Origin of the sequence: Streptomyces sp. CBMA29 (genome assembly GCF_014596445.1) — a bacterium.
Classification (GTDB): Bacteria; Actinomycetota; Actinomycetes; order Streptomycetales; family Streptomycetaceae; genus Actinacidiphila.
Genome location: NZ_MECL01000181.1, coordinates 1 through 10,458, shown reverse-complemented (window position 1 = coordinate 10,458; position 10,458 = coordinate 1). Strand labels below are relative to the sequence as shown.

Below are 10,458 nucleotides of genomic sequence, written 5' to 3'. Positions count from 1 at the left end.
GTTGCCGTTGCCGCCGCCCCCGCCGCCGGGCCGCTCGCGGCCCTCGCCGCTCATCGCGGGCCCCGCGGCCGGGGCCGGCATCCGTCGTACGGATCCGGCCGCGCGCACCGGGCGCACCTCGCGTACCGGAGCCCGGAACAGCTCGGAACCGGCGGACGACGGCAGTTGCCCCGGCCTGACAGGCAGTGACCCGACCGGCCCGTCCGGCTCACCGGCACCTGCCGCATGACTCGTGCACTCAGCACACATGAAACGCCCGCTACCTGTTCTTTCGCAGGACACACACCGGCATGGACCAGTCCCACACAGCACAACCTCCGCGCACGCACAGACGGAACCTCGAATTCCAGCCCTACTTTTGCTGCAAGTCCGGTTCGGGTCCTTGCACGGGGTGACCCCGGCGGCCCGACACGGCAAACTGGCACGGACGGTGCCGAACCCTCGGTCCCGTGCGCCATGCGGACAACTGTTCCGTTCGGCGATGAACGATTGATATACGTGCGGGCGACGGGCCGCGGGGGCGCCCGGCGTCGCGAATAATCGGGTCACGCACCATTCAGCGCCCGGCGGCCGACCACCGCCGGAGGCTGGTACAGGCAGTGCGCCGTTCCAGGCGCGGGTACACAATGAGCAGGTCCACGTTCAGGGGGCAGAGATGGAAAGCAGGACGGAACCGGGCAACAGCCTGCGGTTCGCGGTCCTCGGTCCGGTGCGCGCCTGGCGGGACGACGAACCGATCGTCACCGGCGCACCACAGCAGCGCGCCCTGCTGGCCGCGCTGCTGCTGCGCGGCGGGCGCACGGCGACCGCGTCGGAACTGCTCGACGCGGTGTGGGGAGAGTCGCCGCCCAACACCGCTCTCGCCGCGCTGCGTTCGTACGCCTTCCGGCTGCGCAAGGCACTCGGCCCCGAGTCCCTGGTCACCGACTCCGGCGGCTACTCGCTGCGGGTCGCCGACGACGCGCTGGACAGCGCCGTCGTGGAGCGGCTGGCCGCCGAGGCCGACAAGCAGCGTGCCCTCGACCCGGTCCGCGCCCGCGAACTGCTGGGCACCGCGCTGGAGATGTGGCACGGCGAGCCGCTGGCGGGCCTTCCGGGGCCGCACGCCGAGACGCAGCGCAACCGGCTCGCCGAATGGCACCTCGGCCTGATCGAGACCCGTCTCGAACTGGACCTGGAACTCGGCGCGCACGCCGAGGCCGTCTCCGAACTCACCGCGGTCTCCGCCGAACACCCCTTGCGCGAGCGGCTGCGCGCCCTGCTGATGCTCGCCCTCTACCGCAGCGGCCGGCAGGCCGAGGCGCTCGGCGTCTACGCGGACACCCGCCGCCTGCTCGCCGAAGAGCTGGGCATCGACCCGTCGGCCGAACTGAAGGACCTGCACCAGAAGATCCTGGAGGCCGACCCCTCGCTCGCCGCCCCGGCAGGTTCCGCCGCGGGACCGGCGGAGATCGTACGGCCCGCGCAACTGCCCGCGACCGTCGCGGACTTCACCGGCCGCCGCAATGTGGTCAGGGAACTGGGCGAGCAACTGGCCCAGGCGTCGCAGGGCAGCGGGGTGATGGCGGTGTCCGCCGTCGCGGGCATCGGCGGCGTCGGCAAGACCACGCTCGCCGTCCATGTCGCCCACGCGGCCCGCGACTCCTTCCCCGACGGGCAGTTGTACGTCGACCTCCAGGGCACCGACCCGCGCCCGGCCGAACCCGAGGCCGTACTCGGCTCGTTCCTGCGCGCGCTCGGCACCCCGGACTCCGCGATCCCCGAGTCGCTGGCCGACCGCGCCGCGCTCTACCGCTCCACCCTCGACGGCCGCCGCGTCCTGGCGCTGCTCGACAACGCCTACGACGCCGCGCAGATCCGCCAGTTGCTGCCCGGCACGCCCGGCTGCGCGGCGCTGGTCACCAGCCGGGTGCGGATGGTCGACCTGGCGGGCGCGCATCTGGTCGACCTCGACGTGATGTCGCCGGAGGAAGCGCTCCAGCTCTTCACCCGGATCGTCGGCGAGGAGCGCGTCACCAGCGAGCGGCAGGCCGCCCTCGACGTCGTCGCGGCCTGCGGCTTCCTGCCGCTGGCCATCCGGATCGCCGCGTCCCGGCTGGCCGCCCGCCGCACCTGGACCGTCTCCGTACTCGCCCACAAACTGGCCGACCAGCGGCGCAGGCTGGACGAACTGCGGGCCGGCGACCTCGCGGTGAAGGCGACCTTCGCCCTCGGCTACGGCCACCTGTCGGCGCCGCAGGCCCGCGCCTTCCGGCTGCTCTCGCTCGCCGACGGCCCGGACATCTCGCTGCACGCGGCGGCGGCCACCCTCGACCTGGACCCGTACGAGGCCGAGGAGTTGCTGGAGGCGCTGGTCGACATCAGCCTCATCGAGTCCGCCGCGCCCGCCCGTTACCGCTTCCACGACCTGCTGCGGCTGTACGCCCGCGAGTGCGCCGAGCGCGACGAGACACCGCAGGAGCGCTGCGCGGCGCTGTCGCGGGTGCTGGACTTCTACCTCGCCTCGGCCTCCTGCGCCTACGAGTTGGAGAACCCCGGCGACCGCGTCCTGGACCACCTCGCCCTGACCGCGCACTCCGGCCTGACCTTCGGCGCCCCCGACGAGGCCCTGGAATGGCTCTTCTCCGAGGCGCAGAATCTGCTGGCGGCCGTCCAGCAGTCCGCGGACGGCGGCTGCGAGGGCCCGATGCGCCGGGCCGTCGACCTGCTGCTGGTCGCCCAGGACCTGATGGAGTCCGGTGTCTACGCGCGGCAATACGAGCAGGCGACGCGGACGCTGGTGACCACCGCGCACGACTGCGGGGACACACTGGTGGAGGGGCGCGGGCGGATCTGGCTCGGCCAACTCCTGTGCATGTCGGGGCGGTTCCAGGAGGCCGAGACCGAGGTCAAACTGGCCCTCATCCTCGGCCTGGCCGCCGAGGACCCGCTCACATGCAGCTACGCGCCGAATCTGCGCGGGATCATCGCGCACAAGGGACACCGTTTCGAGGAGTGCGCGCAGTATCACTTGGCCGCGCTCGACGCCTTCCGCGCGGACGGCAACCGGCACGGGGAGGCGGCGGCGCTGGCCAATCTCTCCCGCGTCCAGCCGGAGATCGGCGAGCTGGACGCCGCCGTGGCGACCACCGAGCAGGTCGTCGCGATCTACCGCGAGCTGGGCGCCGGCTTCCGGCTCGGCAACGGCCTGTACGCCAGGGGCATCGCGCTCACCGCGGACGACCGGCTCGACGACGCGTTGACCTGCCTCACCGAGGCACTGGGCATCTTCCGCGAGGCGCGGCAGCAGTTCTGGGAGGGCATGACGCTCTTCCGGCTCTCCCAGGTCTATCTCGCGGGCCGCCGGTGGCGGCAGGCCGCCGCCCACACCGAGCAGTCCCTCGTCATCCTCCGCGAGGTCGGCGGCGAATGGCGTACGGCCAACGCGCTCACCGTCCTCGGCCGCGCGCTGGACGGCATGGGCCAGCCGGTGCGCGCCCACGCCTGCTGGCACGACGCCCTGGCCGTTTTCACCGGTCTCGGTTCGCCCGAAGCCGCTGATGTACGGCGCCTTCTGGGGGACGAATCGTCCCCCTCTGTCGCGGTATAGGACCAGGTTGAATCGCTCAACGCGCCCGTTTATCAGTTGATTATCGACGGATGCCACGATTCCATCACTGCACGAGCTGCCCGCTCGGTGGTGTACGGGGGTCGCCACCGGGCGGGCGTTTACGCAAGCTACGACAGCACGTCCCCAAGCACACTTGGAGAGCACCATGAGCACCGAAGTTCCGCAGCCGCCGAAGACGGACCCGCCGGTCGACCCGGACAACTTCCACAACGACAGCACCGAGCAGGCGGCTCCGGACGGGCTCCTGACTCCGCAGAAGCCCAAGCCGACCGTCAAGCCGGACAACTTCCACAACGACAGCGTCACCAAGTAGCTTCCCGGCCCGCTCTGGGGAGGGCGGGGCCGCGGAGGACCCCGAGGGGACCGCAGGGGGACCCACGGGGTTGATCAGGGGAAAACAGCACGGGGCAACAGGGGAACACGGGGGATCGGGGGACCGGGGAACCTCGGTGGGGGCCGAGGGAGACCGGTGAAAGCCGCCCAAGGGGGGGCCGGGTGACTGCGGGGGGTTCCACAGCACGCACCCGGGGGCGCACCACAGACTGACCGCGGCGCGGAGGGGGCGCCGCGGTCAGTCCGCGTCCGGGTCCGGGGCCGTACGCAGGTCAGTCCGCGGCCGTACGCAGCTCGTTCTTCTTCACCTTCCCGCCCGCGTTGCGCGGGAGTTCGGGGACGAAGCGGACGCCGCGCGGGACCTTGTAGTTGGCCATCTCACGGCGGGACCAGGCGATGAGGTCGTCGGCGGTGAGGGTGGAGCCGGGGCGGCGGACGACGTAGGCGCGGCCGACCTCGCCGAGGCGCGGGTCGGGGACGCCGATGACGGCGGCGTCGCGGATGTCGGGGTGGCGCAGCAGCAGTTGCTCGATCTCGGCCGGGTAGGCGTTGAAGCCGCCGACGATGTACATGTCCTTGAGGCGGTCGGTGATCCGCAGATTCCCCCCGGGGTCCAGGACGCCGATGTCGCCGGTGTGCAGCCAGCCGTCGGGGTCGACGGCGCGGGCGGTGCCCTCGGGGTCCTCGAAGTAGCAGGACATGACGTGGTAGCCGCGGACCAGGACTTCGCCGGGCGCGCCGGGCGCGGCGTCGACCCGTACCTCCGTGTCGGGGATGGCGCGCCCCGAGGTGACGGCGACGGTGGCGGCCGGGTCGCCCCTGCGGCACATGGTGACGGTGCCGGACGCCTCGGTGAGGCCGTACGCGGTCAGGACGGTGGCGATCCGCAGCTCGGAACGGAGCCGTTCGACGAGTTCCAGCGGGATCACGGCGGCCCCGGTGACGACGAGCCGCAGCGCGGACAGGTCGTGGGCGGCGCGCGCCGGATGGTCGAGCAGCGACTGGTGGAGGGTCGGCGGGCCCGGCAGTACGGAGATCCGCTCGGCGGCGATGTTGGCGAGGACGGTGTCCACGTCGAATACGGGCTGCGGCACGATCACAGCGCCGCGCATCAGGCAGGCGATGACGCCCGCCTTGTAGCCGAAGGTGTGGAAGAAGGGGTTGACCACCAAGTAGCGGTCCCCCGCGGTCAGTCCGGCCAGCGCGCTCCAGACGCCGTACACGCGCAGCGTCTGGGCGTGCGTGATGACGGCGCCCTTGGGGTGTCCGGTCGTGCCCGAGGTGAAGACGATGTCCGAGGGGTCGCCGGGCGCCACGGCGTCGGCGCGGGCGCGTACGGTCGCGGCGGGTACGTCGGCGCCGGCCGCCACGTAGCCGGGCCAGGACCGGAATCCGGTGGGCGGCGCGTCGTCGCCGAGGACGACGACGTCGCGCAGATGCGGAAGGCCGGGCAGCGGCCCCTCGCCGTCGCCCTCCCCCGCGGCGCGGCGCAGCGCAGCCACGTATGACGTGCCGAGGAAAGTGCCGGTGACGAACAGCAGCCTGGCGCGGGTGCGTTGGAGTATCCAGACCGCTTCGGCGCCTTTGAAGCGGGTGTTGAGCGGGACGAGGACGCCGCCCGCGCTGACCGCGCCGAGCGCGGCGACGATCCAGTTCAGCGAGTTGGGCGCCCAGATCGCGACCCGGTCGCCGGGACGCAGTCCCGAGGCGACGGCCGCGGCGGCGGCGCTTTCGACGCGGGCGCCGAGTTCGGCGTAGCTGACGCGGGTGCGGCCGTCCACGACGGCTTCGCGGTCGCCGTGGGCGCGGGCGGCGGCGCGCACCAGGCGGGGCAGGGTGCCCCAGCGGAGGTCGGCGCGGGGGTCGTCGCACGAAAGGTCTTCATACGAAGGGTCGTCGCACGAGAGGTCTTCGTACGAGGAGTCGCCTGGGTCGTCGTCCCGCAGGTCCACATCCATGGCGCCCTCTCCTGTCGTCATTACCCCGTAGCTGACTACCCGTCAGATTAACGGTAGCCTGACGACCTGTCAGCAGTTCGTCGGTGGATCCGGACCGGGTCCGGGGACCTGCGGAGGTGTGTGCCCATGGGCGGCGCTGCCCTGAAAGACGCGACGGCCATCGTCGGGATAGGCCAGACACCGTTCGCCAAGTCGCTCCCGGAGTCGGAGAAGACGCTGGCGTGCCGGGCGGTGCTCGCCGCGCTCGACGACGCGGGCATCGACCCCGGCGAGGTCGACGGCTTCGCCTCGTACACGATGGAGGACACCGACGAGGTCGAACTGGCCAAGGCGATCGGCGCGGGCGATGTCACCTTCTTCGCCAAGTCCGGTTACGGCGGCGGAGGTTCGTGCGCGACCGTCGCGCACCTCGCGGCGGCCGTCGCCACCGGTCAGGCGTCGGTCGGCGTCGCCTGGCGGTCGCGCAAACGCGGCTCGGGACCGCGCCCGTGGAGCAGCACCACCGTCCAGCTCCCCACTCCGGCGCAGTGGTCGCGGCCGTACGGTCTGCTCCGACCGGCCGACGAGATCGGCATGCTCGCCCGCCGCTACATGCACGAATACGGCGCCACCCGCGACCACTTGTTCAACGTGGCGCTCGCCTGCCGCAACCGCGCCAACCAGAATCCGGCCGCCCTGATGTACGAGCGCCCGCTGACCCGCGAGATGTACATGACCGCGCGGTGGATCAGCGAACCGCTCTGCCTGTTCGACAACTGCATGGAGACCGACGGCGCGCTCGCCTGCGTCGTGGTCTCCGCCGAACGCGCCCGCGACTGCCGCCGCAAGCCCGTCTACGTGCACTCCGCCGCGCAGGGCCTGCCCGCCCAGCACCACGGCATGGTCAACTACTGGACCGACGACCCGCTCACCGGACCGTCCTGGACCGCCGCCCGACACCTGTGGAAACAGGCCGACTTCGGGCCGCAGGACGTCGATGTCGCCCAGATCTACGACGCCTTCACCCCGCTGATCCCGCTCTCCCTGGAGGGCTACGGCTTCTGCGGACGCGGCGAGGGCGCCGCCTTCACCGAGGGCGGCGCCCTGGAGACCGGCGGGCGGCTGCCGATCAACACCGGCGGCGGCGGCCTGTCCGAGGCGTACGTCCACGGCTTCAACCTCATCACCGAGGGCGTCAGGCAACTGCGCGGCACCTCCACCGCCCAAGTCCCCGACGCCGCCACCTGCCTGGTCACGGCGGGCGAGTGCGTCCCCACATCCGCTCTGCTGCTGAGGAGTTGACAGCCGCGATGCTGCTGCCGGTCATCGACGAGGACGGCGCGCCCTTCTGGGAGTACGCGCGCCAGGGCGAGTTGCGCGTCCAGGCGTGCGCCGACTGCGGACGGCTGCGCTTCCCGCCGCGCCCCTGCTGCCCGTTCTGCCGGTCCTTCGGGTCCCGCTGGGAGCGGATGAGCGGACGCGGCCGGATCTGGTCGTACGTCATCGCCCACCCCCCGCTGCTGCCCGACTACGCCGAGCAGGCCCCGTACAACGTGATCGTGGTGGAACTGGCCGAGGAGGCGACCCCCGAGGGCGGCCGGATCCGGCTGGTCGGCAACCTCCTCGCCCGCGCCGACGCGCGCCTTGACTCCGTGGACCCGGCGCGGCTGCGGATCGGCGCCGCCGTGAAGGTGGCCTTCCCCGACCCGGCGGCCACGGACGGCGTCGTCGTACCGCGCTGGCTGCTGGAGCGGCCATGAGCGCCATGAGCACCTCGGGCGTACGCCGTACGGCGGCCGGTGACGGGGTCGCGCTCGTCACCCTCGACCGGCCCGAGCGGCACAACGCCCTGGACGGCGCGACCGTGGACGGGCTGCGGGAGGTGTGGCGCGAGCTGCGGTTCGACGACGCGGTACGGGCGGTGGTCCTCACCGGCGCGGGGGACAAGGCTTTCTGCACCGGCGTCGACCGCGGCCTCGACGTACCGCAGCCGTCGTCCCCGTACTCCGTCGACGACCCCCTGCTCACCGCGGGCCCCAAGGCCAACGACCTGTGGAAGCCGGTCGTCGCCGCCGTCAACGGCATGGCCTGCGGCGGCGCCTTCTACCTCCTCGGCGAGGCCGAATTCCTCATCGCCGCCACCGGGGCCACCTTCTTCGACCCGCACACGACGTACGGCATGGTCAGCGCCTACGAGTCCGTCCTGATGGCGCAGCGCATGCCCTACGGCGAGGCCATGCGCATGTCCCTCATGGGCACCGCCGAACGGGTGAGCGCGCGACGGGCCTACGAGACCGGTCTCGTCTCCGAGGTCGTGCCGGGCCCCGACCTCCTCGCCACCGCGCTGCGCGCCGCCGCCGTCCTCGCCTCCTACCCGACCGACGCCGTCCAGGGCACGGTGCGCGCCGTGTGGTCGGCCCGGGAGGCGGCCCGCGCGCACGCCACCGCGCTCGCGCCGCACCTCATCGCCCTCGGCAATCTGCCGCCGGAGCGGCAGGCGGAGCTCTTCACTGGGCGCGCCCGGGGGCCCGCCGCGTTCCGGTTGAGGTGAGCGCGGCTCAGGTGGCGCGGGCCGCTCATATGACGGGGGCCGCTCATATGACGGGGCGGCTCGCATGGCGGGTGGCTCACCTGGCGGGTGCGACGGTCCCGGCGTAGCGTCGGCCCCGAGGGGGCTGAGCGAGCGAAGCGAGGCGACCACGAGATGTTCCGCACCGTCGTCGGGTCGCTTCTCGCCCTCATCGGAGCGGCGGGCGCCGTCTGGAGCCCCTTCCGTGCCTGGTACGGCGGCCGTCACGGCTCCGGCATCCGGGTCGACGACCTCTTCACCGGGGTCGGCGTGACGCCTGACAAGGCGGCCCTCCTCGGCTCCCTCTTCCTCCCCATGGCCTTCGCCGCCCTCCTCACCCTCCTGGGCGTCCTCCTCCGCTCCCGCCTCACCCTCGCCCTCGCCGCCCTCCTCGTCCTCGGCATCACCATCCTCTGGATGGTCCGCCAGGGCCAAGCCTCCGGCTCCCTCACCGCCGGCGGCAACGGCCTCGACTACGGCGTCGCCACCGCCTTCGCCTCCGGCCTCCTGCTGCTCCTCTCCGCCGCCGTCCTCCCCGGCCGCCACCGTCCGCGCCGAGCCGCGCCGGTATTCGAGGAGCCGAGGTATGAGGAGCCGACGTATGAGGGGCCGCGGTACGAGGAGGAGGGGTATGAGGAGCCGAGGTACGAGGAGGAGGGGACGGGCCGGGGTGCCCCAACCGAGACCAGCGGGCCGCTCCCACCCGTCAGCCCGCCCGGCGTCTGAGGGCCCACGGGCTCACGCCCGACGCGACGTCGCCCCGGTCCCCTTCGTCGCGTCGAGCGCGTACACGCACCGGTCCTTCGAGCACGCGTACACCACCCCGTCCGACGTCACCGGCGACCCGGTGATCTCCCCGCCGGTCTCAAGCCGCCACCTCAACTGCCCCCCGGCCGCGTCGACCGTGTACAGACAGTGGTCCTTGGACCCGAAGTGCACCCGCCCGGCAGCCACGGCGGGCGAGCCGACGATCTCGTTCTGCGCCGCGAAGCGCCACCGCGGCGCGCCGCTGACGGCGTCCAGCGTGTAGAGCGCGCTCCCCGCACCGAGGTGCAGCGCACCATTGGCGACGATGACGGGCTCCAGCGACTGCCGTGGCTCGGTGGCGACGCGCCAGCGCGCGTGCCCGTCGGCGGGATCGAGGGCGTAGACGGTGCCGAGGTGGTCGGCGACGTACACGCCGCCGCCCGAGACGCCGGGCCCCGGCACGTGCGCGGGCGGCGAGAACATGACGGCGGGGGCGTCGAAATGCCAGCGCTCGGCGCCACTGCGGGCGTCGAGCGCGACGACCCGCGTACCGGCCGTGAGGTGCACGACGCCGTCCGCGACGACCGGCCGGGTGGGCACGGAGCCCGCGACGCCGGGTTCGCCGACCGGGTACGACCACATCTCGGCGCCGGTCAGGGAGTCGACGGCGTGCAGGTGGCCGCCGCCCTGGTAGTAGACGGCGCGGCCGAGGACGGTGGGTCCGGAGTCCGGGGACTCGAATTCGGTCTGGGCGCCCGACCGCTCCCAGCGCAGCCCCCCGCGCGCCGCGTCCCACGCCTGGATGCCGCCGCCGCGGGTGGCGGTCACGACCGTGCCGGAGTCGGCGCGCAGCGCGTACACCCAGCCGTCGATCGCCGTACGCCAGCGCTCGCCGCCGTCAACCGCGTCGAGCGCGAAGAGGCTGGGCCCGTCGGAGGCGTGGATACGGCCGCCGTCGACGGCCATCGTCCAGGCGACGTCGCGGGTCTTGAACTGGCGGCGCCCGCTGGCCACATCGAGCGCGTGCACCTCGAAGGACGTGACGTAGAGGAGGCCGCCGGAGACGACGGGGGTGCCCCATACGTCGTTCGACATGCGGAAACGCCACGGCCGCCACTCGCCGGGAGGGGCGGCCTGGGACTGGAGGCCCGACGGGGCGCCGTGCTGGGCCTGCTGGGCCTGCTGGCCCTGCTGCGCCGGGACGGCGGCCGGCGCCTGGGCGGCGCCCCCGTTCGCCACGGCACCGGCACCGGCACCGGCAT

The 10,458-nt window shown here is 73.0% G+C and carries 8 protein-coding genes; 6 read left to right on the top strand and 2 right to left on the bottom strand.

Annotated features, from left to right (window positions below):
• Nucleotides 1-655: 655 nt before the first annotated feature.
• Together BGM09_RS24025 and BGM09_RS24020 are read left to right on the top strand one after the other, a co-directional pair.
• Entirely contained in the window at nt 656-3,589 is a 2,934-nt protein-coding gene (locus BGM09_RS24025; RefSeq protein WP_188283767.1) for an AfsR/SARP family transcriptional regulator, read from the top strand.
• A 166-nt stretch (nt 3,590-3,755) separates the two neighbouring features.
• On the top strand, nt 3,756-3,923 hold the full coding sequence (locus BGM09_RS24020; RefSeq protein ID WP_188283766.1) for a hypothetical protein: 168 nt from the start codon (nt 3,756-3,758) through the stop codon (nt 3,921-3,923).
• 292 nt (nt 3,924-4,215) lie between these two features.
• Here BGM09_RS24020 and BGM09_RS24015 read toward each other — a convergent pair whose 3' ends face one another.
• Nucleotides 4,216-5,901: a FadD3 family acyl-CoA ligase gene (locus BGM09_RS24015; RefSeq protein WP_188283765.1), complete on the bottom strand. Its 1,686-nt coding sequence runs from the start codon at nt 5,899-5,901 to the stop codon at nt 4,216-4,218.
• Nucleotides 5,902-6,027: 126 nt separating this feature from the next.
• Between BGM09_RS24015 and BGM09_RS24010 the strand changes: the two genes are divergently transcribed.
• The 4 genes from BGM09_RS24010 (at nt 6,028) to BGM09_RS23995 (ending at nt 9,175) form a co-directional block, all read left to right on the top strand.
• A complete protein-coding gene (locus BGM09_RS24010) occupies nt 6,028-7,182 on the top strand; it encodes a lipid-transfer protein (RefSeq protein WP_188283764.1) in 1,155 nt (384 codons plus the stop codon).
• A gap of 8 nt (nt 7,183-7,190) precedes the next feature.
• A complete protein-coding gene (locus BGM09_RS24005) occupies nt 7,191-7,640 on the top strand; it encodes a Zn-ribbon domain-containing OB-fold protein (protein ID WP_188283763.1) in 450 nt (149 codons plus the stop codon).
• A gap of 5 nt (nt 7,641-7,645) precedes the next feature.
• A complete protein-coding gene (locus tag BGM09_RS24000) occupies nt 7,646-8,431 on the top strand; it encodes an enoyl-CoA hydratase/isomerase family protein (protein WP_188283768.1) in 786 nt (261 codons plus the stop codon).
• 153 nt (nt 8,432-8,584) lie between these two features.
• The gene (locus tag BGM09_RS23995) at nt 8,585-9,175 is read left to right on the top strand and encodes a hypothetical protein (RefSeq protein ID WP_188283762.1); all 591 of its coding nucleotides are present in this window, start codon (nt 8,585-8,587) and stop codon (nt 9,173-9,175) included.
• Nucleotides 9,176-9,187: 12 nt separating this feature from the next.
• Here BGM09_RS23995 and BGM09_RS23990 read toward each other — a convergent pair.
• On the bottom strand, nt 9,188-10,458 hold a 1,271-nt coding region (locus tag BGM09_RS23990), incomplete at its 5' end, for a PQQ-binding-like beta-propeller repeat protein (RefSeq protein WP_188283761.1).

Excerpts from the sequence above, each read along its gene's own strand:
- BGM09_RS24025 (WP_188283767.1), top strand. The coding sequence starts at position 656 with ATGGAAAGCAGGACGGAACCGGGCAACAGCCTGCGGTTCGCGGTCCTC.
- BGM09_RS24020 (WP_188283766.1), top strand. The coding sequence starts at position 3,756 with ATGAGCACCGAAGTTCCGCAGCCGCCGAAGACGGACCCGCCGGTCGAC.
- BGM09_RS24015 (WP_188283765.1), bottom strand. The coding sequence starts at position 5,901 with ATGGATGTGGACCTGCGGGACGACGACCCAGGCGACTCCTCGTACGAA.
- BGM09_RS24010 (WP_188283764.1), top strand. The coding sequence starts at position 6,028 with ATGGGCGGCGCTGCCCTGAAAGACGCGACGGCCATCGTCGGGATAGGC.
- BGM09_RS24005 (WP_188283763.1), top strand. The coding sequence starts at position 7,191 with ATGCTGCTGCCGGTCATCGACGAGGACGGCGCGCCCTTCTGGGAGTAC.
- BGM09_RS24000 (WP_188283768.1), top strand. The coding sequence starts at position 7,646 with ATGAGCACCTCGGGCGTACGCCGTACGGCGGCCGGTGACGGGGTCGCG.
- BGM09_RS23995 (WP_188283762.1), top strand. The coding sequence starts at position 8,585 with ATGTTCCGCACCGTCGTCGGGTCGCTTCTCGCCCTCATCGGAGCGGCG.